Genomic DNA, 26,834 nt, shown 5'->3' on the forward strand with positions numbered 1-26,834 from the left:
AATCCCGGCGATTTTCGATGGCGTCCCGCGGTTTCCCGCGTCTCGCGTAGGGTTTATCCGATGGACCGGGAGATCAATGTGCGGATTGCCCGGAGATCCCCCTCGCCGCCGCCTTCACGGTCCAGCACTTCGGCATCGGCCACGACCGTGACCGAGCCCTTCCCGACTCTGCAGGTGGCGGTGACGCCGGAGTCGCCGACCGAACACCTCGACGGCGCCCCGGGAGTTACCGCGACGAGAGTGCCGGAAAGATCGACCGGAATCTCGATGCTACCGTCCGCGACCATCCGCCGACCTTCACGCTGGTCCTCGTCGAAGCGCAGCTCCAGGCCCCAGCGCTTCAGGATCGGCGACAGCACCGCGATGTCCTGCGGGCGGCGGCGATCCCCCAGCGCGAAACGGGAATGTTCGGTCAGCATCGGGTCGGCGAAGAGCAGCGCCCTGCCCCCAGCCCGCACCCAATCGTCCAGTGCGACGTTTTCTGCGGGCGCCAATGGCCGAGGTTGGGCCAGTAAAAGGCGCTTCAAGGACTTCAGATCGCCTCCGTCCAGCGTGTCGAGCGGGACAAGGCGATTGCCGCTTTCGAGTTCGGTTCGCACCCAGTGCGTGCTGTCGCCTCCGCCGTCGATCGTGCCGCCGATATCGTCGCTTTCGCTCCAATAGATCGGCAACGAGGAGAACAGCCCAAGCGGTTGTTTGTCGCCGGCGTCGGGCGGGCCGGGTAGTATCTGTCCTGCGATACCGGCGGCGAGCAGCAAAGCACCGAGACCCGCGGCGATCAACTGCGTCTTACCTCGCATCGCCCGGGCCAGGCTCCGCAGCGGGAATGTCGAGCACTTTTACTTCCGCCTCGGCCGGCAGGTCCGGGACCACGCCAGCGTCGGCCAGCGGGTCGTTCGCGCTGGATGTAGGTGTGGGCGCCACGGTCGCGGCCGCTTCCGGCACCGCCGCGCTGTCCGATTGCTTGGCGCGCTCCTCGATCACGTTGGCGAGGCCCACGATCAGGACGATGCCGAGGAGCAGCGAGACCCCCACTTGCAGGCGTTGCAGCGACTGCGCGCGGGTGCCGGCCAGCGGTGCGAGCGACGCATCGACTGATGTATCCTGCACGGGCGATCGTCCGGCCATAGGCAACCAAGCTAGCCGCTGGCCCGGCCCAGTCAACTTCGCGGCCATCAGTCGGGCTTGAGCCAGTCGAACACCGGTAGCTTCTTTGCCGCCAGCCATTCGGCGGAATAGAGGGTCGAAAGGTATCGGAAGCCGGTGTCGCACAGGATCGTGACCACGCGCGCCTGCGGGCCGAGCTGCTTGCCCAAGAGGACCGCACCGGCCACGTTGATGCCCGACGACAAGCCCAGGCACAGTCCTTCCTCGCGCAGCAGGCGGGCGACCCATTCCAGCCCTTCCTCGTCCGATACGCGGAACTGGGTGTCGATCGGCGCGCCTTCCAGGTTGCCGGTGATCCGCCCCTGCCCGATCCCTTCGGCGACCGAGTTGCCCTCTGCCTTCAGTTCTCCGGTGGCGTAGTAGCTGTAGAGCGCCGCGCCATGCGGATCGGTCAGGGCGATGGTCACCTTCTCGTCGCGTTCCTTGAGGCCCATCGCGACGCCCGCGATCGTGCCACCGGTCCCGGCCGCACAGGTGAACCCGTCGATCCGGCCTTCCATCTGGTCCCAGATCTCGGCCGCGGTCGTCTCGATGTGCGCCTTGCGGTTGGCGGTATTGTCGAACTGGTTGGCCCAGACCGCGCCGGGTGTTTCCTCCGCCAGGCGGCGGCTCGTGTGGACGAAGTGATTGCAGTCCGAATACTTGGTCGGCGGCACCAGCACCAGTTCGGCGCCCAGTGCGCGCAGCGTCGCCATCTTCTCGCTGCTCTGGTTGTCGGGCATCACGATGATCGTGCGATAGCCGAGCGCGTTCCCCACCAGCGCAAGGCCGATGCCGGTGTTGCCCGCCGTCCCTTCGACGATGGTGCCGCCCGGCTTCAATTCGCCCGCATTTTCCGCATCGCGCACGATGCCCAGCGCTGCGCGATCCTTCACGCTGCCGCCGGGATTGAGGAACTCGCACTTGCCGTAGATGTCGCAACCCGCTTCGGCGCTGGGGCCGGCGAGACGGACGAGCGGGGTGTTGCCGATGAGGTCGAGCGCCTTGGCGCGCACTGCTGCAGTCATGTCGGACGAGCTAGGATCGCACCGCGCCGCGGGCAACGCAGTTCCGGTTTGCGACCTGCTACTCCGCCTTGCGGATACGGGTCGCGGACCGGCGCTTCGCTCAATCTTCCTGGGCGATCGTCACGCGCATCCCGTCGAGGTCGGGCGTGAAGGGGACCTGGCAGCCGAGGCGCGAATTCTCGTCGCGGTGATCGGTGGATTCGAGCAAGTCGTCCTCGTCCTCGCTCATCGCCGGGAGCCGGTCCTTGAACGCCGGATCGACGTGGACGTGGCACGTGGCGCACGAACAGCACCCGCCGCACAGCGCGAGCAGTTCGTCGAAGCCGTTGTCGCGGATCGCTTCCATCACGGTCAGGCCATCGGCCACGTCGACGGACTTCTCTTCTCCCGCGCGGTTGACGACGATCAGCTTGGGCATGGTGTGCGGATCCTTCAGACGTGCCCCCTGTCGGGCATTCGGCGCGGCTGCTAGGGGCTGGCCGCAGGTTTGGCAAGATTGGGAAAGCGCACGTGGGTTTGACCGCAAGCCAGATCAGGGACGGCCTCGACGCGGTCGCGGCGCAGGAGCCGGCGATGGCCCGCGCGCTGGCCGCCGCCGGCTATCCCGAACCGCGCATCCGCGAGCGCGGGCACGTGACGCTGCTGCGCGCGATCGTCGGCCAGCAGGTCAGCGTCGCCGCCGCCGCGAGCATGTGGAACAAGCTGGCCGCAGAAGTGGGCGAAGATGTCGATCCCGCCGAACTGCTCGCCCGCGATTTCGACACCCTGCGCGCCTGCGGCCTGTCGCGCCAGAAACAGGGCTATGCCCGTTCGCTGTGCGAACTCGTGGCGGCGGGCGCGATCGATTTCGACGCCCTCCCCGCCGACGACGAGGAGGCCATTGCCCAGCTCACCCAGATCAAAGGCATCGGCCGCTGGACCGCCGAAATCTACCTCCTGTTCGCCGAGGGCCGCCCGGACATCTGGCCCGCCGGCGACCTCGCCGTGCAAGCGGGCTTGGGCAAGATCCTTTCGCTCGAGGAGCGACCCAGCGAAAAAGAGACCCGCGCCCTCGCCGAACCCTGGCGCCCTCACCGCGGAGCGACGGCGATCTTCACGTGGCATTGCTACAACAATCCCGCGCTTTGAGATTGTCGGGGATCGGTTGCCATCGAGCGGGTCGAAAGCTGCCTGTCGGCTAACGACCCGATGGCTGCCATCAGCTGTTTGCGTTATTCTCCTCCGATGAAAGCGACCTTCTTGGCCTTCGCGCTGTTAATCGGTGGAGCCAGCTCGGAGCGGCCCTCCGTTCGAGAAGTAATCATGCGCGTGATCGAGTCCGCCGTGGAACTACCCGTCGGGGCTGAGGCACTTGAAGAATACTCGCGCAACTACGCCCTGCGGCCCGACGGAAAGGTGATGGCGGTTTATGTCACTCCCCTGCCAACAGAAGCGCGCGGGAGCGAGGACGGCTGCGAAGTGATGCTCGAAGACATGGATTCGCGACCATGCACCGAGGCCGAGGAGGCAGAGATTGCATCCAATGACGAAGTGATGGCAGCTTCTTTCGGACAAGCCGACCAGTCGCGTTGGTTCGACGACTACCGCGATTTGCCAATGATTATGGATGGCGGCTGCAGTCTGATTGAGATCATATACGATCCCCAGTCACAGCTGATTGAAAGCACGCAATGTAACGGGGAGGCCTGACGGCCGCTTCCCACCCCAATTTCGGACATTCGGCCCTGTTGCCAGATTTCCTCAAAGCGAACATCGGCATTACGGAATGGCACCGGATTGTTTCAGCGTTCATCGAGAGTCGCCTTGGGGGGAAACCCGCTCGGAAAGCGTATTTTCACAGATTTTGTGGGGGATTTTCCGCCCTCCATTGCTACAACAATCCCGCGCTTTGAGATTGTCGGATAGTTATGAATAGCTCCTCTTTCCGCATCAACCCGGCGCTCGATCCGGAAGATCTGTCACGGGCGTTCGCTATGCGACGCCGCCTGCACATTCCGTCCTTTCTCGAACCCGAATGCGCCGGGAACCTGCTCGAATATCTCAAGGGCGACCCGGGCTGGAAGCTCGTCGTCAATGCGGAGGACAAGCTGTTCGAACTGGATCGGCCGACGCAGGCGAGCCTGACCGCCGAGCAGCAGCGACAGCTCGACGAGGCGGTCCATGCGAAGGCGCGCTACGGCTTTCAGTATCGGTACGAAACGCTACGTGTGCCCGATGCCGAGAGAGAGCGAATAGCCCGCGGGACGATCCTTGATGATTTCGCGTTGTTCCTTTCGTCCGATGCGACGCTGGCGTTCCTCCAGACGGTAATCGGAGGATCGGGCCTCGCGTTCGCCGATGCGCAGGCAACGGCGTATGGTCCCGGCCATTTCCTTACAGCGCACGACGATGCGGTCGCGGGCAAGAACCGCCAGGCCGCCTTCGTCATGAATCTCAGCGCGGACTGGTCTGCCGACTGGGGCGGTATGCTGGCGTTCCACGAGCCTGGGAATGCGATAGCCGAGGCGTTCATCCCCACATTCAATTCGCTTAATCTCTTCGGCGTCCCGCAGCGGCATAGCGTGACGATGGTGACCCCGTTCACGCCGCGCAGACGCTATTCGGTGACCGGTTGGCTTCGCACCGGTCCCAAGCCGTGATCTCACCGGGGTGCACCCGGTAGCAATCCGCAACCCGTCACGCTAACGCACATATCGCACGCGATTTGGGGGAGAGGATTTGACGTGAGCACGCGCAAGGCGATTTTCATCACCGGTGGCGGATCGGGCATCGGCCGCGCGATTGCGGAGTATTTCGGCGGGCGTGGATGGTTCGTCGGACTCGGCGACATCGACGCGGCTGGGATGCAGGAAACGCAGGCGCGGATCGGAAACGGCTTCACGTTCGCCCACCGCTTCGACGTGCGCGACCGGGTGGCGTGGGACACCGCGCTCGACGCTTTCGCGATGGCATCGGGCGGGCGGATCGACGTGCTGGCGAACAACGCCGGCATACCGCTCGGCGGGACGCTCGACACGAACACGACCGAGGAAATCGAGCGGTGCCTCGACATCAACCTGAAGGGCGTGCTGTTCGGCGCGCAGGCTGCGCTGCCGCACCTGAAGAAAACCGCGCCCGGATCGTGTCTGCTCAACACCGCGAGTGCGGCGGGCATCTACGGTACCGGCGGTGCGAGCGTCTATTCGGCAACGAAATTCGGCGTGCGCGCGGTGACCGAAGCACTCGATGCCGAATGGGCGGAGTACGGCATCAACGTGCGCGACCTGATGCCTGGCTTCATCGACACGCCGCTGATCGACAAGACTCCCAATCAGGGCAGCAACGAATCCATTCGCAGCCGGGTGCTGGAAGGCGGGCTCGAGATTACCCCGCCGCTGGCAGTGGCCCAGGCAGCGTGGGATGCCGTGCACGGGGACAAGCTGCATACCCTGGTGGGGAAGACCGCGCACCGGGCGGCATTCGCCAGCCGGTGGATGCCGGGCCGGATGCGGAAGATGGCGCGGGCTTCGAAGCGGCCGCTAGGAAACTAGCGCGTCCATCGCCTTGGCCATCGCCACGTCGCGCTGGCTCAAGCCGTCCGCATCGTGGGTAGTGAGCGTCACCTCGACCCGGTTGTAGACGTTGAACCATTCGGGATGGTGGTCGGCCTTTTCGGCCAGCAACGCCGCTCGGGTCATGAAGGCGAACGCCTCGCTGAAATCGGCAAACGCGAACGTCCGCGCGATCGCCTTGCCCTGCCGGGCGAGGGTCCACTCGGGCAACTCGCCAAGTGCGGCGCTGCGTTCGTTATCGGTCAGTTCGGCAATGGCCACTCGAGCGGTTCCGTCGTTGCAGGCTTGCGCCCCATTCCTGCGAAGAGGAAATAGCCGCCCGCGAGCGCGGCGACCAGCGCGAAACCGAGCAGCGCGTAATAGGGATCCTGCATCACGAATACGATCAGCAGGGCGGCATTGATCGTGATCGCCACGGCCACGACCAGGCCGAACGCGGGCGCCCGCCAGGGCCGCAGCAGATCCGGCTCGCGAAACCGTAGCGCCACCGCCGACGCCATGACCGAAAGATACACGGCCTGCCCAAGCGAAACCGTAGTCGACGACAGGGCCATGTAGGTGCCCGACAGCAGGAACAGCGCCGCGAAAGCCGACGCCGCCCACACCGCGGCCAACGGCGTCCCCCGCCGGTCGACTCCCGACAGCCCGCGCGGCAGAATGCCATCGCGCGCGGCGGCGAATACCAGTCGCCCGGTCGTCATCACTCCCAGGCTCGTCAATGCGCCGACCGAAAGGACTCCGAAGGCCGTGAAAACGGTGTCCGCATCGGCGCCGAACAGCTTGCCCGCGGCATCGGCGGCGGCAAATTCGGACCCGGCGAGTTCGGCCGGGGGCAGCACATGAAGGATTGCCAGGTTCACCAGCAGGTACAGCACGGCGACCCCGGCGATACCGCCGAACAGCGCCCGCGGGACCATCCTGCCAGGATCGGTCATTTCTTCGCTGTAGATCACCAGGTCGCCCCACCCGTTGTAGGTGCCGACGATGACCAGCATTGCGACACCGAGCGCTACCCAGCCGGCTGAAACATCCGGGGCCGAGGCGGCAGGGGACGCTCCAGGCTGGGCGAACAGGACCACGACGAGGCCGATCAGCACGACCCCCTTGGCGCTCGACAGCACGACCTGCAACGCGCCGGTGGTGCGGGCTCCGGCGGAATTGGCGACCGTCAGCACGATCAGCGTCAGCAACCCGAGAAGGCCGGGTCCCATCGAGCCTTCGCCCACCCCCAGCCGCACGAGGAATTCGCCGACCACGAAGCAGAGCATGGCGGTGGTCGAACAATACATGACGATGATCAGCAGGGCCATGACGATGCCCCACCGCCGCCCGAACGCGCGCTCGATATAGGCGATGGGCCCTCCCGCATTGGGGATGGCGGCGGCCAGTTCGGCGTAGGGCACGGCGCTGATCAGCGCGACGACTGCGCCCAGTAGCCAAAGCCCCAGGATCACCGCCGGGCTCTCGCTCGCTTCGGCCACGATGCCCGGCGAACGCAGGATGCCTTGCCCAACGATCGATCCGACCACGGCGGCCAGACCGAATGCGAGGCCGAACACCCTCAGCAGGCCGTTGTTTTTCGGTATCATACGCCTTCCCCCAAAGGCGACCGGGTGGGGTTGTGACCGGCGCGCACAGTCGTGGCAAGCGCTCGCTTGGAAGATTCCGCCACCCCGCCTATTGCGGCAACGATGGAAGGGGCCCGTCTTGCCGCGCACGATATCGCTTGCCGCCGCGGCGACCGGCTGCTGTTCGCTGGCCTGTCGTTCGATCTTGCGGCGGGCGACGCGCTCCAGGTGACGGGCGCGAACGGGACCGGGAAGTCCAGTCTGATCCGGATACTTGCCGGTCTCTTGCGGCCGTTCTCCGGATCGGTAGAGCGCGGTGGCGATATCGCCCTGCTCGACGGCAACCTGCCGCTCGATGCGCACCTTCCGCTCGGCACGGCGCTCGGTTTCTGGGAGAAAATCGACCGTCCGAGGGTCAGTGCGGTCGACGATGGCCTTGCCGCTCTGGCCGACGTCCCGGTGCGGTTCCTCTCCACCGGCCAGCGCAAGCGCGCCGCGGTGCTGCAATCCAATCCCGCCGCAAACGCGATCTGGCTGCTCGACGAGCCGCTGAACGGCCTCGACATCGACGCGGTCGGCGCATTGCAGGCGCGGATCGCCCGCCACTGCGCCGGCGGCGGGATCGCGGTGGTGGCCTCGCACCAGCCCCTTACGATCGCGAACCTACGGCAGATCGCCCTTGCGGACTATGCCGCATGAGGGTGCTCTCCGCCCTGCTGGCGAGGGACCTGGGCCTCCTTCTGGGAAGCGGCCGGGGTGGCCCGTGGCTGCCGGTGCTGTTCTTCGTCGCGGTGGCGGTGCTGTTCCCGTTCGCGGTAGGGCCCGACGCGCCCTTGCTGGCGCGGACCGGCGGCGGAGTGCTGTGGATCGCCGCGCTGCTTGCCGCGATCCTGCCGATCGATCGGCTGATCGCGCCCGACCTCGAGGCCGGGTTCTTCGACCAGTTCGCGTTGCGGGGTATCTCGGAGGAACTGGTGCTCGCCGTCCGCCTGATGGCGCACTGGCTCACCTTCGGACCGCTGCTGCTGATCGCGGCCCTGCCCGCCGCCGCGCTGTTCAACCTGCCGGGCGACACGGCCCGCATGCTCCTGCTGGGGCTGCTGGCCGGAACGCCGGGCCTCGCCGCGATCGGCATCATCATCTCGAGCATGACCGCATCGCTGCGCGGCGGTGCGGCACTGGGGGGGCTGCTGCTCATCCCGCTCGCCGTGCCGATCCTGATCTTCGGCGCGGGAGCCTTGGCGAATCCCGACGGCGAGGGACTGGCGCTGTGCGCGGCGATCAGCCTGGCGATGTGTGCGGTGGCGCCCTTTGCGAGTGGCGCGGCAGTGCGGGCGGCGCGGGAAGGCTAGCGCGCCGGTTCACCGCCGAACGGCGCGTTGAGCTGCACGATCTTCCAGTTCAGGATCGCCGCGAAGGTGACCCACGCCAGATACGGCACGATCAGCCAGCTTGCGAGCACGGAAAAGTCCCGCAGCACGACGCACAGGGCCAGCACTGACGCCCACAGGAAGGGAACCTCCCATAACGCCCAGTCGGGTCGCCGAAGCGTGAAGAACAGCGGCGACCACAGGAAATGGAACACGCCGTTGATCGCATAGAGCCCGATCAGCAGCGCGTGGTCCGACTGATTGTCCGAGCCGCGCCAGGCCAGTACGAAGGCCCAGCCCGCCAGCCCCAGGATCACGGTCCATGCCGGACCGAAAAGCCAGTTCGGCGGCTGCCAAGCCGGCTTCCGCAAGTCGAAATACCACTGACCGATCTTGGTCAGCAGCCCGCCGCCGAGGCCCAGCCCAACCGCCCACGCGATCGCGAAGATCGTCTCGAAGCTCATGTGTCCGGAGGGCCGCTTGCCGGGGTCAGTACGGCGGCTTGTCGAGGCCCGTGGGGCTCTTGGTGAAGATCTCGACGCCGTCCTCGGTGATCCCGATCGAATGCTCGAACTGCGCCGACAGGCTCTTGTCGCGGGTGACCGCGGTCCAGCCGTCGTTGAGCAGCTTCACCCACGGCCGGCCGAGGTTGATCATCGGCTCGATCGTCATGAACATGCCGGGGCGCAGTTCGGGTCCGGTCCCGGCCTTGGCCGCGTGAACCACCTCGGGCGCGTCGTGGAACAGGCGGCCGAGGCCATGACCGCAGAATTCGCGCACGACGCCGTAGCGGTGCTTTTCCGCGTGCGCCTGGATCGCCGCGCCGATGTCGCCCAGCCGTGCGCCGGGCTTCACCTGCTCGATCCCGATCATCAGGCATTCGTGCGTGACGTCGACCAGCTTTCTCGCCTTCAACGGCACTTCGCCCACCAGATACATCCGGCTGGTGTCGCCGTGCCAGCCGTCCAAGAGCGGGGTCACGTCGATGTTGACGATGTCGCCATCCTTGAGCGCCTTGTCGCTCGGGATGCCGTGGCAAACGACGTGGTTGATCGAGATGCAGCACGAGTGCGCGTAGCCGCGATAGCCGAGCGTCGCGGGCACCGCTCCGCCGTCGAGCGTCATCTGCCGCACGACGTCGTCTAGTTCGGCGGTGGTCACACCGGGCTGGACCATCGGCACCAGCGCATCGAGGATTTCGGCGGCCAACCGCCCTGCCTTGCGCATGCCTTCGAACCCTTCGGGTCCGTGGAGCTTGATGGTGCCGTCGCGGATGACGGTCTCGGTGCCGGTAACGGTCTGGTATTCGGTCATGGGCCGCACATAGCGAGTGCGAAGCGAAAATGCGACCCGCGCCGCTATTTCGCTGCGCTGAAGGCCGTCCGATAGGCCGGTTTGACCGCGTCGAGCATCGCGGCGGTCATCGGAAAGTCGAGCTCGTAAGCGCCCTCGGCATAGGGACCGGCTACGTAAGGCCCGAAATAGACTCCGATCCGATCGAACGTCCGGCGGTTCGATGATCCGACCAGGATCGTCGCTTCGTCGAGGCCCGGACAGTCGTCGAACGTTCCGCCGCCGCCGCTCTCGCCTCCGCGCCTTTCGAGCCGCTCCTTGTCGAGCGACTGACACAGCACATCCCCCAGGGCCTGACCCAGGATCGCCGGGGAGAGGAACATCTCCTCCGACGCGAAGCCACGCCCCTTCGCCTTGTCCCAGACGTAGCCTTCGACCCCGTACATGCCGTGCGCACCGCCCGTGTAGGTCGCGAAATCGTTCGACATGCTCAGATAGCCGGGAAGGTCCGCGACCACCTGCCACTTGGCCGAATAGCTGTATGGATTGAACGGGAATCCGTTCGCAGCCGCATCCGCCTGGTACTCCTTCGCATCGGCGGTCATCTCGTCGCGTACCTTCTTCGCGTCGCCGTCGAGTTTGGCGGCCAGCGCCGGTATCGCGGCAGCCTGCGCCGGATAGGCCAGCGCGAACTGGAACAGCTCGGTATCTTCGGAAACGGAGACGCCCTTCGCACTCGAGGCGGTGGCTGAGGCGCTCGTAGCAGTTGCCTTCTCCGCCTCGACACCGGTCCGTTCGGCGACCTCGGAAGGGGAGGAACAGGCGGCCGTCAGGACCAGGGCGACGAGAGTGAAATGGCGAAGCGGCATTGGAATCCTCGAACCAGTCGTTACGTGAGGTGCGGTATGAGCAAATCCATCGACCTGATCCAGCCCGATCGCGGCCAGTCCGCCATCGCCATTCACCTCGTCAACAAGGACGGCTTCGCCGAATGGGCGAAGAAGCTGACCAAAGGACAGCGCGCCTCGCTCGACGCGCAGAAATTCGACGGCGGCGGATATCAGGTCGGCATCGTGCCCGATGGAGACGGATGGTTCGCGGTCGGCGGAGTGGCCGATCCCGCCAGCCTTTCGAGCTGGTGCATGGCCAAGCTGGCCGAATCTCTGCCTGAAGGCACCTATCGCCGTGAAGGAGGCGAACCGGGCCCGGCGCTGTTCGGCTGGCAGACCGCGCAATACCGGTTCACGCGCTACAGGGACGACGAGAAAGCGCCGGGGCCGCGCGTGCTGCTGACGAAGGACGCCAAGGCGATCGAGCCGGCGCTCGCGGAGGCCCGCGCATCGATGCACGTCGCCACGCTCGTGAATACTCCAGCCGAGGACATGGGGCCTGCCGCGCTCGAGGCCGAAATGGAAGCGCTGGCGAAGGCGCACAAGGCCAAGCTGTCGGTCGTGAAGGGAGAAGCGCTGGAGCGCGAATATCCGATGGTCCACGCGGTCGGGCGCGCGGCCGCTCGCGAGCACGCGCCGCGACTGATGCACCTCGTTTGGGGCCAGGAAAAAGACCCGGTGCTCGCGATCGTCGGCAAGGGGGTGTGCTTCGATTCGGGCGGGCTCGACGTGAAGCCGTCCGCCGGAATGCTGCTCATGAAGAAGGATATGGGCGGGGCGGCGCACGCGCTCGCGCTGGCCGGCCTGATCATGGGCGCGGGGCTGAAGGTGCGGCTGCACCTGCTGGTCCCGGCGGTCGAGAACGCGATTTCGTCCAACGCCTTCCGCCCCGGCGACGTCCTGAAGAGCCGCAAGGGCCTGACGGTCGAGATCGGCAACACCGATGCCGAAGGGCGCCTAATCCTCGGCGACGCGCTGACCCGCGCGAGCGAGGAAAATCCCGACCTGATTATCGACTTCGCGACGCTGACCGGCGCGGCACGGGTCGCGCTGGGACCCGACCTCCCCGCCCTGATGGCGCGGCGCGACGAGACGGCCGACGCGCTGCTTGCCGCGGGCAAATCCAGCGACGACGCCTGCTGGCGGCTGCCCTTGCCCGAGGCCTACGCCGAATGGCTCAAATCCGACATCGCCGACACCAACAATGCGCACGGCAATGCCTTTGCCGGGGCGAGCGTGGCGGGCCTGTTCCTCGACAAGTTCGTCGGCAAGGACATCGACTGGGCGCATTTCGACACCTTCGCCTGGCGTCCGGCGGCCAAGCCCGGACGACCCAAGGGCGGCGCGGCGCTCGGCCTGCGGGCGGCATGGCACATGCTGCAGGCGCGCTACGGCTAAACTTGCCGATAACCGCTTCGCGCTATAAGCGCGCGCAACACCTCGCAGGGGCCAGACGAACACAGTGACCGAAGCCGGCGCGTATCCGATACCCGAGGGGCAGCTTTCGCTGGCCGGCCCCGTCGCGCGCCCGGCGGTCGGAACCGTCCCCATCCGCGGCGACCTGGCGCACATCGCCCTCGCCAACCGCTACCTGTGCGCGCACTACGTCGTGCCGCAACTGCGGACCGTCGGGGCGAACGCTTCGGCATTCCTTTGTCACCCGCGCGACGGATCGGACGTGGTGATCGACCTGGCTCCCGGCACGGCCATCGAAGCGCTCGATTATGCCGGACCTTGGTGCTGGGGCTGCCTGGGACCAGAAGGCCCGAGCGGATACCTGAAGATCGCCGACCTCGTTCCCGCGGACTAGCGCGGTGACGGCAACCGTATTCATCGACGGGGCGGTCGGCACCACCGGCCTCGAGATCGCCGACCGGCTTGCCGGACGCGCCGAGTTCGACCTGATCGTCCTCGACGACGAACGCCGCAAGGACGCGGACGCGCGGCGCGAGGCTCTCAACGAGGCCGATTTCGCGATCCTCTGCCTGCCGGACGATGCCGCGCGCGAGGCAGTGGCGCTGATCGATCCGGCCAGCGGAACGCGCGTAATCGACGCCTCGACCGCGCACCGGGTGGCCACCGGCTGGACTTACGGTTTCCCCGAACTCGTCGGTCGCGCTGTAGTTGCAAAAGCAGATCGCGTGTCCAACCCGGGCTGCTATTCGACCGGCTTCATCGCTCTCTTGGCGCCGCTGGTCCGCGCGGGACTGCTGCCCGCCGACTGGCCCTACACCTGCAACGCCGTCTCGGGATACTCGGGCGGCGGAAAGAGCCTGATCGCCCGGTTCGAGCAAGATCTCGACATCGCCTGGCGCGGTTACGCGCTCGGCCTCGGCCACAAACACGTGCCCGAAATGCAGGCGCAGTGCGGCCTGTCGGTCGCGCCGCTGTTCGCCCCGGCCGTCGTCCCCGCGCACCGCGGAATGGTCGTCGAGATTCCGCTGCCGATTTCCGCGATCGCGGGCGCATCGAGTCCGGACGCCCTTCGCGACGCGCTTGCAGCGTTCTACGACGGCAGCAAGATCGTGCGAATGGGCCGCGATCCCGAAGACGGCGAGATGCTACTGCGCGGATCGCGCGAACCGTCGGACGCGATGGACCTGTTCGTCTTCGCATCGACCGACGGCTCACAAGCGCGCCTCGTCGCGGTGCTCGACAACCTCGGCAAGGGCGCCAGCGGCGCGGCGGTGCAATCGCTCAACCTGATGGCCGGTCTCGACGAGGCCGCGGGGCTGCGACTGCCCAATTTATAGGCACCTGCTGCGTGCGCTTCGGGCACCGAACCTACGGCCAGTTCGGATTGTTACCCACTGACGGCCCGAACGACACGAATCTTGCCCTTTGCGCCCTTTAAACCGATGGTCCGATGGCCTACTCGCTGCACATCGGCCTTGGCACGATTCTTGATACTCTTCGGAGGTGAGATGAATCGGAACCGGTCGCTGCCACGTTCGCGCGTGGAAGGGCGAGCCGGCTCAAGGTGCAACAGTCCAGGGCGCACCCACGGACGAGAAGCGGGGGTCATGTGAAAAAGATCGAAGCGATCATCAAGCCGTTCAAGCTGGACGAGGTGAAGGAAGCGCTGCACGAAGTGGGCGTGTCCGGCATCACCGTGACCGAGGCCAAGGGCTTCGGCCGGCAGAAGGGCCACACCGAACTCTACCGCGGGGCCGAGTATGTCGTCGACTTCCTGCCCAAGGTGAAGCTCGAGGTCGTCGTGCCCGACGACCAGGCCGAGCGCGTGGTCGAGGCGATCGCTTCCGCCGCGCAGACCGGCCGGATCGGCGACGGCAAGATATTCGTCTCCACGATCGATTCCGCCCTGCGCATCCGCACGGGCGAAAAGGACGACGCGGCGATCTGATCAAACTGCCCCTCCCGCCAGCGGACGGGGACCAACAAGGAAAAATGGAATGTCGAACGCGAAGAACGTGCTCAAGCAGATCGAGGAAAACGAGGTCGAGTGGGTCGACCTGCGCTTCACCGATCCCCGCGGCAAGTGGCAGCACCTGACGATGGTCGCATCGATCCTCGGCGAGGACGAGCTCGAGGACGGCCTGATGTTCGACGGTTCGTCGATCGGCGGCTGGAAGGCGATCAACGAGAGCGACATGATTTTGAAGCCCGACCTCGAGCGGGTCTACATGGATCCCTTCAGCGCCACGCCGATGATGATCGTGTTCTGCGACATCGTCGAGCCGTCGACCGGTGAATGGTACGCCCGCGACCCGCGCACGACCGCCAAGCGCGCCGAGAACTTCCTCAAGTCCACCGGCCTCGGCGACACCGTCTATGTCGGCCCGGAAGCCGAGTTCTTCATGTTCGACGACGTAAAGTTCTACGACGGCTATGACGGTTCGGGCTACAAGATCGACGACATCGAGTTGCCGACCAATACCGGCCGCGACTACGAGGCGGGCAACCTCGGCCACCGCCCCCGCGCCAAGGGCGGCTATTTCCCGGTGGCCCCGGTCGACAGCGCGGTCGACATCCGTGCCGAGATGGTCACGACGATGCTCGAAATGGGCCTACCGTGCGACAAGCACCACCACGAGGTCGCCGCCGCGCAGCACGAGCTCGGCCTCACCTTCGGCACGCTGGTCGAAACCGCCGACCGGATGCAGATCTACAAGTACGTCGTGCACCAGGTCGCCCACGCCTATGGCAAGACCGCGACCTTCATGCCCAAGCCGATCAAGGAAGATAACGGTTCGGGCATGCACACCCACATGTCGATCTGGGAGGGCAAGAGGCCGCTGTTCGCGGGTAACGGCTATGCCGGCCTGTCGGACATGTGCCTTTACTTCATCGGCGGCGTGATCAAGCACGCCAAGGCGCTGAACGCCTTCACCAACCCGACGACCAACAGCTACAAGCGGCTGGTTCCGGGCTTCGAGGCGCCGGTGCTGCTGGCCTATTCGGCGCGCAACCGTTCGGCATCGTGCCGCATCCCTTACGGCGCGGGCGAAAAGGCCAAGCGGGTCGAGTTCCGCTTCCCCGACGCGATGGCCAACCCCTATCTCGCCTACGCGGCGATGCTGATGGCCGGCCTCGACGGGATCCAGAACAAGATCCACCCTGGCGAAGCGATGGACAAGAACCTCTACGACCTGCCGCCGGCAGAGCTGGCCGAAGTTCCGACCGTTTGCGGATCGTTGCGCGAAGCGCTCGAAAGCCTCGAGGCGGATCACGAATTCCTGCTCAAGGGCGACGTGTTCACCAAGGACCAGATCGACGCCTACGCCGAGCTTTTGTGGGCCGACGTCAGCCGCTGGGAGACCACCCCCAGCTCGGTCGAATACGACATGTACTTCAGCGCCTGACGTTCAGGCCTGCAGCCACGCAATTGGGGGCGTCCGGAGCGATCCGGGCGCCCCTTTGCTTCGTCACGATCGGGGCGCCATCATCCCCCGCCGCCCGATCGTCCAGAAGGTCGCGAGCAGCGGCGCTGCCCAGAACGCGGTGAGCACATCGATCGCGCGCGGCGCAGGGGCCATCCCGAGATAGGCGATTGCCGACCAGATTCCGAGAACCGCGAAGAGCAGGTAGTACGACGCCGAAGCGGTCTCCTGCATCACCGCGCGCATCAGCTCCTCGGACTTGCGGATGATCGAAACGCTCAGCAGGGTCGCCAGAAAGAGCGACACGCCGCCGATCAGCAGCGCCATCGTGGGAGCGAGAAGCCCTCCCGCACCGCCCAGTGCGATGCTGGCGAGGCTGATGCCGATCAGGATGCACCCCGCCGCGCTGAGCCTCAGCGTGGGTCCTTCCTCGCGCACCTCGTCCGCATCCTCGACGTTGAGCAGGGCCGCACCGACGCGCGGCGACAGCGAGCCGAGGCCGACGAACAGCCCCATCATGATGTAGAGCAGCGACACGAGCAGGGCGACCTCGACGCCGACGAGATTTGCCAGCGGACCGCCGTCGTTGACGCTTTCGGCAGCGAACTTGCCGAGGAAATACCCGCCTATCCCGCCTATGATCGACAGACCGGCGACTTTCCTCCAGCCCGACCAGAGCGGCTTCGATTGACCTTCGACCATCGTCATTCCTCCGGCTCCCATTCGTCGATGAACAGATCGGGCACCGTCACGGCGAACAGCTTCGCCATGCGCAGCGCCAGGGGCAGCGAGGGATCGTACTTGTCGGTTTCGACCGCGTTGATCGTCTGGCGCGAGACGCCGAGGCGCCGGGCCAGTTCGCCCTGGCTCCAGCCTTTCGCCTCCCGATGATCGCGCAACCGGTTGAGCACCGTTCACTCCCACTGCCTGTAAAGAGCTCTTTACTGTAAAGAGCTCTTGTCAGTCAAGAGCTCTTTACAGCTGCCATGAACGGGTTGGTAACCGGAATGCGCGGCAGGCGGGTTCGCTTACTCGCAAAGACCCGCCGCGCGCTGTGCCATGCCCGCAAGCCCCTTCTTGCACTTGGGCTTGCCCGATGCGGGCGCCTCCCGAGTTTGACCTGCCGAGGTGTCGTCGCCTGCGCCCATCGCGCCCATGTCCATTCCCAGCATCGCCATGGTCATCGAGCGGAACCGCGCGCGTGCGATCCACTCCGGGTTCCACGGCGTCTTCGCGTTGGCCGGGCGCGGCGGATAGGCGAAATGGCGTTCGGGGCCGTAGGCATAGAGGCTCGCCATGGTGACCTCTCCCCCCGCCTGCTTGACCTCCGCAGGGACGGTGCACTGGGTCTGCGATGGCGCCATGACCGTCCGCGCGGTGATGAGCCGGGCGACCGCGGCGGGCGAGAGCCAGTCCCACATCGGACCGCCGAACGCCTGGCTGGCCGAAGAAGCCCACCAGACCATTTCGGCAACCTCGCCGCCCCGCGTGGTCTTGGCGGAAAACGCCCACGCGTAGTACCCGGTCGCGTCGGGCACCGGGTTCCAGTTCATGGCATAGGCCCCGCTCGCCAGCGCTTCGCTCCTTAGCGCGATCGGCGCCATGAAATCGGTGTCCAGCGTGAAGCCGATGTCCGGCGTATAGTTGCCGCTGACCTTGTGCGCTCCCAGAAGCGAAGCGTTGGCGGGTACCGGCCTGGCTTCGGTCCCGTTGGGCCAGTCGCCATAAGTGCGGCTGTTCGCTTGCTGGACGCGCCATTCCTCCGCGACGGCGAGCGGCTGCGCATAGAGGCCCGGCGGCACCTGGCCGCTGGCGACCTTGGCGAAGTCGATCACCACCGGCTGTCCGGGCCCGGCACGTTCGCCGCAGCCCCAGTAAAGGAGCAGCCGGCCCTTCGGCGTCTGCGGCGAATATTCGCCCGAGCGCCCTTCCTGCTGCGGGGTGACGAGCGGCAGGGTTGGCCCGAACCGGGCACCCGAGGGAAGCGTATGCGTCGCTGCGGGCGATCCGGTGGGCGAACGGGTCGAGCCCAATCGCAGGACGAGTTCGTGCGCCCTTCCTCCCCCTTGCCCGCGCATCATGGCCATGGCCGCGGACACGCCGCCGCCCTGCCCCATCGCGCCCATTCCGGAGATCGTCCCCGCGTCGAGCGTGTAGCGCGCTACCGGTGTGTTGCTGCCTTGGGTGAAAGCGGGCGCCGATACGAGTGCGGCCCCGATCGCGATCGCCGCAGTGGCGGCTATGCGAGCTTTTAGATGCGAGTCCATGCTTGTCTCCGTCCCGTGGGAGCGGCCCGACTCTTATCGCTATATGGGGCACGATACTGCGATGGACACGGCGGGGATAGGGCATTTTGGATCATCGGATTGGGCCTGTCCTACAAGCCAGAATTGTGCCTAATACGCCCGCCTCAAATCATCATGCCGAGGCCGCTTCCATGAATCGCAAAGCCATATTCGATGCCGTGCGCACCATGCTGCGACGGGGATTCACCAGGCGCGAAGTGGCCGCGCTCGATGCGGCGATCGATGCCGCCGCCGCCGGGACTGGAGTTTCTCCCCAGGACACTGTGACAGGTGTGACATACCCACGGCAGATCGCGAAAGTCGGCCCGGCCGGGTTGGCGCTCATCAAGGACTTCGAAGGGCTGGCCAAGGTGCGCCCGGACGGCTTGGTCGAGGCCTATCCCGATCCTGGCACCGGCGGCGCGCCCTGGACGATCGGCTGGGGCGCAACCGGGCCCGACATCGGCCCGGGCACGGTGTGGACGCGATCCGAATGCGACGCGCGGCTCGCTATCGATGTCGCGCGTCATGCAGCCGACGTCGTCCGGGCGCTCGGCGATGCACCCACGACGCAGGCTCAGTTCGATGCGCTGGTCAGCTTTCACTACAACACCGGGGCGATTGCGCGTGCGACACTGACCCGGCGCCATCGGCAAGGCGATTTCGCGGGCGCGGCGGCCGAATTCGCCCGCTGGAACCGCGCTGGCGGGCGCGTGATGGCGGGCCTAACCCGGCGCCGAGAAGCCGAAGCGCGGCTATACCGAAAAGAATTCTGACCCCGGTTTACGCCTGATATTGCCAATTATCAGGTTTCGTTGCCGAATGTTCATGGAACCGTCGCACCTTTCGCACCGTTCACCCGGGCAAAAGGAGACACACCATGCGTAAGCTTCTGATAGGTGCGGCGGCGATTGCCCTGGCCGCCAGCGGAGCGGTCGCCCAGCCCGGCCCCGGAAATGGCGGCGGCAACGGCGGCGGAAACAAAGGGGGCGGCCCGGCCGCCGCTTCGATGAAGGACCAGGGCGGCAAGCCCGACCGCGGTCCGCAGGCGCAGCAACAGCGCGCGGCGCAGCCCGATCGCGGGCCGCCCGCGAAGGCTGCCAATGTCGATCGGGGACCTGCCGCACGCGCGGACAATGGTCCGCAGCGCGGCAACGGCCCGCAGCGCGCCAACGACGACCGGCCCGGACAGGGCAACGCTCGTTCGGCGGACAATCGCAACGATCGCGTGGAACGCCGCGTCGTCCGCGACGTAATCGATCGCGGGTCGCCTGCGCGCAACGTGCGGACGATCTCGTACGCCCGAACGAATTACGGCATCATCGACGGCTGCCCTCCGGGTCTCGCAAAGAAGAACAACGGCTGCACGCCGCCGGGCCTCGCCAAGCAGCGCGCAGGCTGGGGCGACGAGTATTACCGCCCGTCCTGGTACGGTTATCGCTCGATCGGAGACGGCCGCTACTACTATGACGACGGCTATCTCTACCGCGTGAACGACGGCGGATCGATCCTCGGCTACCTGCCGCTTCTCGGTGGCGCGCTGTCGGTCGGCAACCCGTGGCCGAGCTATTACGAGCCGGTCTCGGTCCCCGACTACTACGTCGATTACTACAACCTCGGGCCGAGTGGCGGCTACCGCTACGCCGATGACGTGCTCTACCGCGTCGATCCGCAGACTTCGGCGATCACTTCGATCGCCGCGCTGCTGACCGGGGACCAGTTCTCGGTCGGCCAGCAAATCCCCAGCGGATACGACATCTACAACGTCCCGTATCCCTACCAGGATCGCTATTACGATTCGCCCGATGCGAACTACCGCTACTCGGACGGCTACGTGTACGAAGTCGACCCGACCACCCAGTTGATCACCGCCGCCATCGAGCTGCTGACCTGAGGGAGCGAAAGATGATCCAGATGAAATCGATCGCCGCCGCGGCGGCGTTGGCACTGTTTGCTCCTCTGACTGCCTGCTCGCAGGGTGAAACGACGAACGAAGCCACCGCGGCGGAAGTGGACGGCACGCTGGCCAGCGCTATCGGCGATGCGCCGGGCCTGACGACCGTCTCCGACTCCCTGTCGGAAGCCGGTCTTGGCGAGGTGTTCGACGGTCCGGGTAGCTACACCCTGCTCGCCCCTGTCGACGACGCGTTCGCGCCGGCGGGCGAGGCGTTGACCGGAGAGGAAAACCGGGCCGCGCTCGTGGCGGTGCTGCGCGGGCATATCCTGCCCGGCCATCTCACGCCCGAAGCGATCCGCAAGGCCATCGCGGACAAGAACGGCCCCGTCACGATGACGACGCTGGACGATGGCGAGGTCACCTTCGCGGCGGAAGGCGATGCGATCACCGTATCGGGTGCCGACGGGTCAAAGGCGACGATCGATGGCGAGGCGCTGATCGCCAGCAACGGTGTGGTCCTGCCGCTCGACGGGCTGGTGAAGAAGGCTCCGCCGACTCCTTCGACCTGACGGTCTGCGAAATGCATACGGCGCCCGGGTCCTGGTGGCCCGGGCGTCTTGCCGTCAGTAGTCCCGGCTGGCTTCCGCGACTATCGACTCGCGGCCGATCGTCGAAATGCTGCCGAGGATCGACAGCCACGACGTCACCCGGAATTCTGCCTGGGTCGCGCTGTATCCGCGCCCGTCGGTGATGATTTCTACGTAGAATCTCCTGCCGAAATTCTTCCCCAACGCGATGGATGTCGCGCGTCCGAGCGCCGGGTCCGCGCTGACGATCCGCAGCCGGTCGAGCCCGACCGCCGTCCGCAACCGGTTGATCGGATCGAGCCCGCCACCGCCGCGCAGCGACGCCAGCGCCGAACCCAGCTGGAGCACGTCGGTGGCCGAAAGCTCCGTGATCGACCCGCCGAACAGCAGCCGCGCGAGGATTTCCTCCTCGGGCAACGCCGGCGTCGAGGCAAAAGTGATCTCGGGCTCGAGCGCGCTGCCCTGGACCTGCACGGTGACGTCGATGTCCAGCGATTCGCTCTCGGCAACGATGTCGAGCCGGGGATCGATCGCCGTTCCCTCGTCGAAGCGGATGATGCCGCGCTTCAGCTCGAATGTCGTTCCCGCGAACGTATAGTCTCCGCGCACCATCCGCGCCTCGCCGCCAATGCGGGGGTCGTCGGTCGTGCCGCGAACCCGGACGTTGGCCGACCACTCGCTGTCCAAGCCCATCCCGTCGACGTCGACCCGTGCAGGAGCGCGCGCATCGATCAGGTATCGCCAAGGCGCATACGAAGCGCGGCGCGGCCCGATGTCGTACGGCATGTTGATTTCGCGCGTCCGGATCACAGGCAAGCGCACATCGTCCGCCGCAGTACCGAGCTCCCAGCTCGCCCGGTCGACGGTCACCCGGCCGGCGATCGTGCCGCCCACCCCGTCCGATACCAGGCGCAGCGGACCGGTGACCGTCGCGCTCAGCCCCCGCGCGTCGACCAGGCGCGCATTGCGAGCCGCGACCCGGATATCGAGCTGCGGCCCGCGTGCGCCCAAGTCCTCCAGAACGATCGTGCCGCTGCCGCTGACCGTGCCACCATTGGGCGTGGAGCCACGGAAGCTGGTCAGGCGCAGGCGCGAGCCGGCGAAGGTCCCGCGCGCAGTGACACCGGTCAGGTCCGTGCCGGACAGGCTCGAACGCAGGCGCAAGGCGTTGCTGGCCAGCGAACCGCGCACCCGCGGCGTGGCCAGCGAGCCAGAAACATCGGCGGCGATCGACAAGGGGCCGGTAAGATCGAAGGCATCGACCGCGGCAAGCCGCCAGAGCGCCGAGGCGGGACCGTTGTAGCGAAGCTGCGCGAACAGATCTCCAGCGCGCAGGCGATCATATAACGCGCCGCCAGCCGGAAGGCCGACGATCCGACCCTGCAGGCGCCCGCGGCGCTGGCCGCCCTCGTCGATTACGGCGCGGGTCTCCAACCGGTCCGGCGTGAGCCGCAATACCATCGCCAGGTCCATCGGTCGCGACGTGAGAACCAGCCCGGAGCGGGTGAGGCCGTCGACCTTGATCCGCGCTTCTCCAGTGAGAGGAGTATTCCCGCCCGAAGCGAAATCGACGACGCCGGAAATCTTGCCGCCCAGACCAAGGTCGGTGAAGATGTCGACAACCGAAAGCGGCATGTCCGCCATCTGCACCGACATCGCGGTGCGGGCGCCTCCCACCTCGCCCGATCCGATCAACGACCCTCCCGCAAAATCGACCTGCGTCGGCGCCAGTTGCCAGCCGCCGTCCTGCTGGCGGGTAAGGACCGCGCGGCGGGGCATCGTGATCGCACGCCCGGCATAGTTGCCCCGCGCTGCCACCGCCACGCGATCCGGGGCGACATCCGCGACGAGTTGGAGCGCGAACCGGCTGCCCCTGCGGCCGGCAAGCGAAGCGGTGACGGTGCCCTGTCCGTCGACCAGGTCGGCCCGGGCGGCGAGCTGTCCGATGAACAGGTTGCCGTAAGTGATGCCCTGAGCGAGCACATTACCGCCGATCGTGGTCCGTCCGTCAGCGAGCAGTCCGCTTACCTCGATATCAGCGCTACCGATAGCGATCGGCGTCTCGCCGCCGAAAGTCGCATCGCGAACGGCGATATCCGCGTCGAATGCCTGCCCGCCATTTCGCGGAGTGAGATCGACAGTGCCGTCGATGCCCCCGCCTGCAAACGCCAGAGTGCCCGCTGCGCCGCCCTGCGCCAGTGTCAGTTCGCCGGTCACCGATGTCCGCCATACGTCCAGCCGGCGGATCGCCAGTCGTGTAGGCCCGTTGGCGGGAGCGAAGAGATCGATCGTGCCGTCGAACGGTCCGAGGAGCGACTGACCGCGCGTTTCGATGCCGAACCCGCCGTCGATGGGCGCGATCGCCACCCGCACGTCTTTCAGTCCGGCAGAGGGCAGCGGGTCGGCGAAAACCAGCACCGCCTCGGGTCCGCGGCTCGTATAGGCGCCCTCGACCGTGAATGGTCCGTAATCGACATGACGCCCCCGCCCGGCAACGCTGGTCCGGTCGGGCCTGAACATGCCGTCGAGTGTGACGTTGAGTTTGGCGGCGTCGATTCTCACTCCGCGGAAATCGAGCGGGCGAGCGCCTCCGGTCGTGATCCCGCCGGTAAAGCTGATCGACGGCCCGGCAAGGTTGGCAAGCGTGGCATTTGTCACGCGCGCAATGCGCCCGCGCACGTCCGCCGAAAGCGTCCAAGGCGCGCTGCCGAATGTCGCGACAATGGTTCCGCCACCACTGACAGCGCCGACATTCTCGATCACGAGCCCGTTGGCCACAACGGGACCGCTGACGCGATAGGCATTGGCCGCGGTGTCGCCTTGCAGTGCCAGTTCGCCACTAGCCGTGGGAAACGCGATCGCCAGTCGATCCGACGCGAGCCGGTTACCCTGCCACGTGATGGTACCGCGAACGGTCCCGCCCACCAGTCGCGGGTCCACCTGCGCCGAGCCGGTCACTATCCGCGCGACATTTGCATCCAACGGGACCGTCCAGCGCGCACCGTCGTATCGTGCGCGACCCGACTGCGCGACATCGATAATCTGGGTTGTTCCCGTGACGAAACGGTCTGCGGTCAGACGATGGTCGATCGTCAGATCGCGCAGCGGTCCGCGTAGCGTTGCGCCCAGTCGCGCACCCTCGATCCTCGTGCCGGGGCCGAAGATGTCGGGATCGCGAAGGCGCGCCTGCACCGCCAATCCGTCGACGGTGTTTTCGCCGAGATCGAGCGACCCCGTTGCCGTTCCCGCGATACCACGGGTTACAAGCCGGACGGTTCCCTGCAGCACGCTGTCGCCCAACGTGCCGACCGCCTTGTAGGACACGGTGTCGCCGACGACATCGCGGAGGATCCCGGGAGCGATGGCCGCTTGCGGTCTCGCTTGGCCGACGATCGTGTACCGTCCCGCCTCGTTGGTAAGGCGGAACGCAGCGAAATTTGCTCCATCCCGCGTGACATAGCCGCCGCCGTTCCAGCGGCTCCAGCTACCGTCGCCCGAAATCCGCGCCCGGTATCCTGCATCCGCTCCTGCCATACCGGCGATCACGCCGCCCTTGGGTGCGATGTAATCGAGCTTCAGCTCGAACTTGTCGGCATCGGGCATCGCGTCGACAAGTGCGGAGAAACGGTCGAACCTGCCGAGCCGACCGTCGGCAGATACCATTACCCGTCCATCGCGAATATCGGCGCGCGCAAGCAGGTTCACCTTCTGCGATTCCTCGCCAGCGAGCCCGGGAGCAATCGTCAGGTCGCGGATCGCCAACTTGTCGATCCGGATATCGAAATTGGGCAGGATCGGCGCGTCCGGGTCGCCGGGATTGAGTTCCGGCAACCGCATCAGCGTGCCGCGGTGCGTGGTCAGCTCACGCACGTCGAGGCCGCGGGCAAACCAGCTCATCGGCCGCCAGTCGAGATCGACCAGCGGTACGGTCAGGAACGGTCCCTTGGGATCGGCCAGGGTCACGTCATGCAGGCGCGCCTTGCCGTACAAGTTGCCGTCGATCCGGCCGATGGTGACCTTCAATCCCGAGGCAGGCGCCAGCTGGGCAATGCGATCGACGACCCAGCGCTGACCTATGGGACTGTTGAGGATCGCGAGCGCCGCGATTACCAGCAGGACGAGCGCCGCGATCGAGCCGACCAGCCACTTGCTTACGCGACGGGTCTTTGAAAAGCGGCGCCGTGCTGGGGCTGGCGCTTCGTCCCGAGTTGCCTGCGGGTCGTCTTCGGAGGACATCAGAAGGCCTGACCGAGCGAAACGTAGACGGCGATACGGCTGTCGCCCGGGCCCGGATTGATCGGGGTGGCCACATCGACGCGCAACGGACCGAACCCGGTCTCGTAGCGCGCACCCACGCCCACGCCGAAGCGCACAACATCGAAATCGGGCAGCACCGACTGCCCCACCGAACCTGCATCCAGGAACGGCACGACCGACAGCGCACCGTCGAAATACCTGGTCCCGATCCGCGCTTCCACCGCACCTTCGAGAAGCGATCGTCCACCGGTCGGACTGCCGAGAGCATCGCGCGGTCCGATGGCCTGATATCCATACCCGCGAACCGAACCGCCGCCACCCGAATAGAGCCGCCGGGACGGCGCGATGTTCTCGATCTCGGTGCCGGGAATGGCGCCGAAGCGAACGCGGGCCGCAACGACGAAACGGTCCCTTATCTGGCGGTAATAGGACGCATCGACCTGGCTGCGCAGGTAGAAGCTTTCCGTGCCGTTCGTGCGGGACACCTCGGGCGATAGCCTCGCACCGACGCGGAAGCCGCGGGTCGGATCGAGCAGGTCATCGGTGGTGTCGAGCTGCGCATAACCCGGCAATGCGCTGACGAAGAATGTCTGCCGGGGCAGGATGACGTCGCGCGTCCTGGCCCGCTCCTGAGTCGCGACCGCCTCGAGGCCGATGCTCCAGCTCAGCGGCTTCTGGAACAGGAGCGTGGACAGTCGTTCGTATGTGCCGACGGCCGAAACGGTGCGCGCCTCGAACGCCTGGCTGGAGATCGTCGAGGCAAAGGCATCCAGTGTCAGAACCTTGTCGCGTCCGCGGAAATTGTTCTTCCGGAACGTCACCCCGGCCAACTGCTGCTGGGTCCCCGCAATTCCGCGTACACGCAACATTCCTTCGGGCGGGAACAGGTTACGGTGTTCCCAGCTCGCCTCGGCGCGGAAGCCCTCGCCCGTGCCGTAACCGATCGCGCCCGCGATTGTGCGCAATCGTGCCTTCGTCAGCTCGACATCGAGCGCGACCTCACCGGGCCGATCGCCCGACGGCTCGCTGACCTTGCGCTGGGTGATGGCGACCGATGACACCAACCCCGTCGCCACGATCGCCCGTCGAAGATCGAACTCCAGGCTTCGCTGATAAACGTCTCCAGCGTCGAATCGCGCGATGCGCGTCAGATGTTCGGATGACAGGAAGTCGAGAAGGTTCGAAGACACTTCGCCGAACACGAACTTGCCGCCGGGTTCGACCTTCATCGTCAGGTCACCCTCGTCACGGGCATGGTCCACCAGCAGTTCCGGTTCGTTGATCGCCGCGAACGGATACCCCAGCTCTCCGAGCGCGCGATCGAGGTCGAACTGCTCCGCGACGATCATATCGCTGGACAGCGGGTCGCCAGACTGGATTTCGAACGCCTGGCGAAGCGCCGGGCCATCTGCCGCCGCCGTCAGATTGCCCAGATCGAGGGCGCCGAAGCGGAACCGCGTGCCCGGAATGATGTCGAAGCGCACAGTGGCCCGCTCGCTTGCGGTGTCCTCGCCCGGCAGGATTGCTCCGATCGTTCGGAGGACCTGCGCGTCGTAATATCCATAGACGCGCAGCATCGTGGCCAGCAGTTCCTCGTCGGCCTTCGCACGGGCCGCGATCTGCGCGATGTTATCCTCGTCGCCGTCGAGCTCCGCGATGGTCGAAAGGTCGCGGTAACGTTGTGCAAAGGCCTCCCGCTCGGGGAACGCCGTATCGTCCGGAGGAAACGCCAGAACCAGTTCGGACGTGATTTCCACCACATCGGCGTCGGCAAAGGCGGTCACCGGCCTCTCATCATCCTCCACATCCGCGAACTGGATCGAATCGTCCGGCTCCAGCGGCGCGAACTGCGGAAGCTCGAGGCTGTCCGGCCACGGAAGATCGATCGGCGGCTGTTCCGCCAGCGGCGAATCGGGGTCGACCTCGCTCGCGTCGGCAATGGTGTCGTCCAGCACATCGTCGTCAGCTTCAGGTGGCGCACCCTGTTCCGCCCAGGCTTCGGGGTTCTCGACAGCCGCATCGGGGATCAAGTCCTCGAGAGATTGAGGCGCCTGCCGGCTCTGGGCGTGGACCATCGCCGGCGCCAGGGCGCCTACAGCCACCGCTATGGCGAGAAGGGCG

Annotated in this window: 28 protein-coding genes; 14 read left to right on the forward strand and 14 right to left on the reverse strand. The window is 66.3% G+C overall.

Translation table 11 applies throughout. From position 1 onward, the window contains the following. Positions 1–53 precede the first annotated feature (53 nt). From AR323_RS10270 to AR323_RS10285, 4 genes are all read right to left on the reverse strand, one after another. Positions 54–800 (reverse strand): DUF4350 domain-containing protein, encoded by a 747-nt coding sequence (locus AR323_RS10270; protein WP_057883888.1) that lies wholly within the window; start codon positions 798–800, stop codon positions 54–56. Beyond that, the gene (locus AR323_RS10275; RefSeq protein WP_057883889.1) at positions 790–1,128 is read right to left on the reverse strand and encodes a hypothetical protein; all 339 of its coding nucleotides are present in this window, start codon (positions 1,126–1,128) and stop codon (positions 790–792) included. The genes AR323_RS10270 and AR323_RS10275 overlap by 11 nt, the downstream gene beginning before the upstream one ends. Positions 1,129–1,175: 47 nt before the next feature. Next, the gene (locus AR323_RS10280; protein WP_057883890.1) at positions 1,176–2,174 is read right to left on the reverse strand and encodes a cysteine synthase A; all 999 of its coding nucleotides are present in this window, start codon (positions 2,172–2,174) and stop codon (positions 1,176–1,178) included. 100 nt (positions 2,175–2,274) lie between these two features. Continuing rightward, positions 2,275–2,592 carry a 2Fe-2S iron-sulfur cluster-binding protein gene (locus AR323_RS10285; RefSeq protein ID WP_057883891.1) on the reverse strand — a complete coding sequence of 106 codons (318 nt, stop codon included), beginning with the start codon at positions 2,590–2,592 and terminating at the stop codon, positions 2,275–2,277. 92 nt (positions 2,593–2,684) lie between these two features. Here AR323_RS10285 and AR323_RS10290 point away from each other — a divergent pair, with 92 nt between their 5' ends. The 4 genes from AR323_RS10290 to AR323_RS10305 all read left to right on the forward strand — a co-directional run bounded on the left by AR323_RS10290 (position 2,685) and on the right by AR323_RS10305 (position 5,704). Then, entirely contained in the window at positions 2,685–3,302 is a 618-nt protein-coding gene (locus tag AR323_RS10290; protein WP_057883892.1) for a DNA-3-methyladenine glycosylase family protein, read from the forward strand. A 60-nt stretch (positions 3,303–3,362) separates the two neighbouring features. After that, positions 3,363–3,863 (forward strand): hypothetical protein, encoded by a 501-nt coding sequence (locus tag AR323_RS10295; protein ID WP_152980326.1) that lies wholly within the window; start codon positions 3,363–3,365, stop codon positions 3,861–3,863. Positions 3,864–4,081: 218 nt separating this feature from the next. Then, entirely contained in the window at positions 4,082–4,813 is a 732-nt protein-coding gene (locus tag AR323_RS10300; protein WP_057883894.1) for a 2OG-Fe(II) oxygenase, read from the forward strand. A gap of 84 nt (positions 4,814–4,897) precedes the next feature. Beyond that, positions 4,898–5,704 (forward strand): SDR family oxidoreductase, encoded by an 807-nt coding sequence (locus AR323_RS10305; protein WP_057883895.1) that lies wholly within the window; start codon positions 4,898–4,900, stop codon positions 5,702–5,704. Here the strand turns inward: AR323_RS10305 and AR323_RS10310 are convergent. Both AR323_RS10310 and AR323_RS10315 read right to left on the reverse strand, forming a co-directional pair. Beyond that, a complete protein-coding gene (locus AR323_RS10310; RefSeq protein WP_057883896.1) occupies positions 5,693–5,986 on the reverse strand; it encodes a 4a-hydroxytetrahydrobiopterin dehydratase in 294 nt (97 codons plus the stop codon). The two genes, AR323_RS10305 and AR323_RS10310, sit on opposite strands and share 12 nt — an antisense overlap. Then, positions 5,968–7,314 carry an APC family permease gene (locus AR323_RS10315; protein WP_057883897.1) on the reverse strand — a complete coding sequence of 449 codons (1,347 nt, stop codon included), beginning with the start codon at positions 7,312–7,314 and terminating at the stop codon, positions 5,968–5,970. Before AR323_RS10315 ends, AR323_RS10310 begins: the two co-directional genes overlap by 19 nt. Before the next feature lie 102 nt (positions 7,315–7,416). Here AR323_RS10315 and ccmA point away from each other — a divergent pair, with 102 nt between their 5' ends. Further along, a complete protein-coding gene (ccmA, locus tag AR323_RS10320; RefSeq protein ID WP_057883898.1) occupies positions 7,417–7,992 on the forward strand; it encodes a heme ABC exporter ATP-binding protein CcmA in 576 nt (191 codons plus the stop codon). Further along, positions 7,989–8,645, forward strand: a complete 657-nt coding sequence (locus AR323_RS10325) for a heme exporter protein CcmB (protein WP_057883899.1) — start codon at positions 7,989–7,991, stop codon at positions 8,643–8,645. The genes ccmA and AR323_RS10325 overlap by 4 nt, the downstream gene beginning before the upstream one ends. Here AR323_RS10325 and AR323_RS10330 read toward each other — a convergent pair. Genes AR323_RS10330 through AR323_RS10340 form a run of 3 tightly spaced genes read right to left on the reverse strand, consistent with a single transcriptional unit; the run spans position 8,642 to position 10,825 of the window. Further along, complete coding sequence (locus AR323_RS10330) at positions 8,642–9,127, reverse strand: TspO/MBR family protein (protein ID WP_057883900.1); 486 nt, start codon at positions 9,125–9,127, stop codon at positions 8,642–8,644. The genes AR323_RS10325 and AR323_RS10330 overlap by 4 nt on opposite strands. A 25-nt stretch (positions 9,128–9,152) precedes the next feature. After that, complete coding sequence (gene map / locus AR323_RS10335) at positions 9,153–9,977, reverse strand: type I methionyl aminopeptidase (protein ID WP_057883901.1); 825 nt, start codon at positions 9,975–9,977, stop codon at positions 9,153–9,155. Positions 9,978–10,021: 44 nt separating this feature from the next. After that, a complete protein-coding gene (locus AR323_RS10340) occupies positions 10,022–10,825 on the reverse strand; it encodes a DUF4163 domain-containing protein (protein WP_057883902.1) in 804 nt (267 codons plus the stop codon). Between the two features lie 36 nt (positions 10,826–10,861). Here AR323_RS10340 and AR323_RS10345 point away from each other — a divergent pair, with 36 nt between their 5' ends. The 5 genes from AR323_RS10345 to glnA all read left to right on the forward strand — a co-directional run bounded on the left by AR323_RS10345 (position 10,862) and on the right by glnA (position 15,669). After that, complete coding sequence (locus AR323_RS10345) at positions 10,862–12,244, forward strand: leucyl aminopeptidase family protein (protein ID WP_057883903.1); 1,383 nt, start codon at positions 10,862–10,864, stop codon at positions 12,242–12,244. A gap of 64 nt (positions 12,245–12,308) precedes the next feature. Beyond that, positions 12,309–12,656, forward strand: coding sequence for a hypothetical protein (locus AR323_RS10350; protein WP_057883904.1), 348 nt, complete (start codon positions 12,309–12,311; stop codon positions 12,654–12,656). A gap of 4 nt (positions 12,657–12,660) precedes the next feature. Further along, positions 12,661–13,599 carry an N-acetyl-gamma-glutamyl-phosphate reductase gene (gene argC, locus AR323_RS10355; RefSeq protein WP_057883905.1) on the forward strand — a complete coding sequence of 313 codons (939 nt, stop codon included), beginning with the start codon at positions 12,661–12,663 and terminating at the stop codon, positions 13,597–13,599. A gap of 272 nt (positions 13,600–13,871) precedes the next feature. Then, positions 13,872–14,210 carry a P-II family nitrogen regulator gene (locus AR323_RS10360; protein WP_057883906.1) on the forward strand — a complete coding sequence of 113 codons (339 nt, stop codon included), beginning with the start codon at positions 13,872–13,874 and terminating at the stop codon, positions 14,208–14,210. Positions 14,211–14,259: 49 nt separating this feature from the next. Continuing rightward, positions 14,260–15,669 carry a type I glutamate--ammonia ligase gene (gene glnA / locus AR323_RS10365; protein ID WP_057883907.1) on the forward strand — a complete coding sequence of 470 codons (1,410 nt, stop codon included), beginning with the start codon at positions 14,260–14,262 and terminating at the stop codon, positions 15,667–15,669. A gap of 63 nt (positions 15,670–15,732) precedes the next feature. Here the strand turns inward: glnA and AR323_RS10370 are convergent, their stop codons facing one another. From AR323_RS10370 to AR323_RS10380, 3 genes are all read right to left on the reverse strand, one after another. Next, on the reverse strand, positions 15,733–16,395 hold the full coding sequence (locus tag AR323_RS10370; protein ID WP_057883908.1) for a hypothetical protein: 663 nt from the start codon (positions 16,393–16,395) through the stop codon (positions 15,733–15,735). Next, positions 16,392–16,598, reverse strand: a complete 207-nt coding sequence (locus AR323_RS10375; protein WP_057883909.1) for a helix-turn-helix transcriptional regulator — start codon at positions 16,596–16,598, stop codon at positions 16,392–16,394. The genes AR323_RS10370 and AR323_RS10375 overlap by 4 nt, the downstream gene beginning before the upstream one ends. A 117-nt stretch (positions 16,599–16,715) precedes the next feature. Next, positions 16,716–17,954 (reverse strand): hypothetical protein, encoded by a 1,239-nt coding sequence (locus AR323_RS10380; protein ID WP_057883910.1) that lies wholly within the window; start codon positions 17,952–17,954, stop codon positions 16,716–16,718. Between the two features lie 170 nt (positions 17,955–18,124). Between AR323_RS10380 and AR323_RS10385 the strand changes: the two genes are divergently transcribed. The 3 genes from AR323_RS10385 (at position 18,125) to AR323_RS10395 (ending at position 20,438) form a co-directional block, all read left to right on the forward strand. Then, a complete protein-coding gene (locus tag AR323_RS10385) occupies positions 18,125–18,748 on the forward strand; it encodes a lysozyme (RefSeq protein WP_057883911.1) in 624 nt (207 codons plus the stop codon). 104 nt (positions 18,749–18,852) lie between these two features. Beyond that, a complete protein-coding gene (locus AR323_RS10390) occupies positions 18,853–19,866 on the forward strand; it encodes a hypothetical protein (RefSeq protein WP_057883912.1) in 1,014 nt (337 codons plus the stop codon). Positions 19,867–19,877: 11 nt separating this feature from the next. After that, positions 19,878–20,438 carry a fasciclin domain-containing protein gene (locus AR323_RS10395; RefSeq protein WP_057883913.1) on the forward strand — a complete coding sequence of 187 codons (561 nt, stop codon included), beginning with the start codon at positions 19,878–19,880 and terminating at the stop codon, positions 20,436–20,438. Between the two features lie 54 nt (positions 20,439–20,492). Here AR323_RS10395 and AR323_RS10400 read toward each other — a convergent pair whose 3' ends face one another. Then, the gene (locus tag AR323_RS10400) at positions 20,493–24,692 is read right to left on the reverse strand and encodes a translocation/assembly module TamB domain-containing protein (protein WP_057883914.1); all 4,200 of its coding nucleotides are present in this window, start codon (positions 24,690–24,692) and stop codon (positions 20,493–20,495) included. Beyond that, the gene (locus AR323_RS10405) at positions 24,692–26,815 is read right to left on the reverse strand and encodes an autotransporter assembly complex protein TamA (protein ID WP_235510547.1); all 2,124 of its coding nucleotides are present in this window, start codon (positions 26,813–26,815) and stop codon (positions 24,692–24,694) included. Before AR323_RS10405 ends, AR323_RS10400 begins: the two co-directional genes overlap by 1 nt. Positions 26,816–26,834: the final 19 nt, after the last annotated feature.

The organism is Tsuneonella troitsensis, from assembly GCF_001441535.1.
In the GTDB taxonomy this organism is placed as follows: domain Bacteria; phylum Pseudomonadota; class Alphaproteobacteria; order Sphingomonadales; family Sphingomonadaceae; genus Tsuneonella; species Tsuneonella troitsensis.

What these genes read in the sequence shown, in the direction of transcription:
- AR323_RS10275 (WP_057883889.1), bottom strand. Translation starts at nt 1,128, where the DNA reads ATGGCCGGACGATCGCCCGTGCAGGATACATCAGTCGATGCGTCGCTC.
- AR323_RS10270 (WP_057883888.1), bottom strand. Translation starts at nt 800, where the DNA reads ATGCGAGGTAAGACGCAGTTGATCGCCGCGGGTCTCGGTGCTTTGCTG.
- AR323_RS10315 (WP_057883897.1), bottom strand. Translation starts at nt 7,314, where the DNA reads ATGATACCGAAAAACAACGGCCTGCTGAGGGTGTTCGGCCTCGCATTC.
- AR323_RS10390 (WP_057883912.1), top strand. Translation starts at nt 18,853, where the DNA reads ATGCGTAAGCTTCTGATAGGTGCGGCGGCGATTGCCCTGGCCGCCAGC.
- AR323_RS10285 (WP_057883891.1), bottom strand. Translation starts at nt 2,592, where the DNA reads ATGCCCAAGCTGATCGTCGTCAACCGCGCGGGAGAAGAGAAGTCCGTC.
- map (WP_057883901.1), bottom strand. Translation starts at nt 9,977, where the DNA reads ATGACCGAATACCAGACCGTTACCGGCACCGAGACCGTCATCCGCGAC.
- AR323_RS10380 (WP_057883910.1), bottom strand. Translation starts at nt 17,954, where the DNA reads ATGGACTCGCATCTAAAAGCTCGCATAGCCGCCACTGCGGCGATCGCG.
- glnA (WP_057883907.1), top strand. Translation starts at nt 14,260, where the DNA reads ATGTCGAACGCGAAGAACGTGCTCAAGCAGATCGAGGAAAACGAGGTC.
- AR323_RS10300 (WP_057883894.1), top strand. Translation starts at nt 4,082, where the DNA reads ATGAATAGCTCCTCTTTCCGCATCAACCCGGCGCTCGATCCGGAAGAT.
- AR323_RS10385 (WP_057883911.1), top strand. Translation starts at nt 18,125, where the DNA reads ATGAATCGCAAAGCCATATTCGATGCCGTGCGCACCATGCTGCGACGG.
- AR323_RS10345 (WP_057883903.1), top strand. Translation starts at nt 10,862, where the DNA reads ATGAGCAAATCCATCGACCTGATCCAGCCCGATCGCGGCCAGTCCGCC.
- AR323_RS10340 (WP_057883902.1), bottom strand. Translation starts at nt 10,825, where the DNA reads ATGCCGCTTCGCCATTTCACTCTCGTCGCCCTGGTCCTGACGGCCGCC.
- AR323_RS10330 (WP_057883900.1), bottom strand. Translation starts at nt 9,127, where the DNA reads ATGAGCTTCGAGACGATCTTCGCGATCGCGTGGGCGGTTGGGCTGGGC.
- AR323_RS10370 (WP_057883908.1), bottom strand. Translation starts at nt 16,395, where the DNA reads ATGACGATGGTCGAAGGTCAATCGAAGCCGCTCTGGTCGGGCTGGAGG.
- AR323_RS10295 (WP_152980326.1), top strand. Translation starts at nt 3,363, where the DNA reads ATGGCTGCCATCAGCTGTTTGCGTTATTCTCCTCCGATGAAAGCGACC.
- AR323_RS10280 (WP_057883890.1), bottom strand. Translation starts at nt 2,174, where the DNA reads ATGACTGCAGCAGTGCGCGCCAAGGCGCTCGACCTCATCGGCAACACC.
- AR323_RS10400 (WP_057883914.1), bottom strand. Translation starts at nt 24,692, where the DNA reads ATGTCCTCCGAAGACGACCCGCAGGCAACTCGGGACGAAGCGCCAGCC.
- AR323_RS10395 (WP_057883913.1), top strand. Translation starts at nt 19,878, where the DNA reads ATGATCCAGATGAAATCGATCGCCGCCGCGGCGGCGTTGGCACTGTTT.
- AR323_RS10325 (WP_057883899.1), top strand. Translation starts at nt 7,989, where the DNA reads ATGAGGGTGCTCTCCGCCCTGCTGGCGAGGGACCTGGGCCTCCTTCTG.
- ccmA (WP_057883898.1), top strand. Translation starts at nt 7,417, where the DNA reads ATGGAAGGGGCCCGTCTTGCCGCGCACGATATCGCTTGCCGCCGCGGC.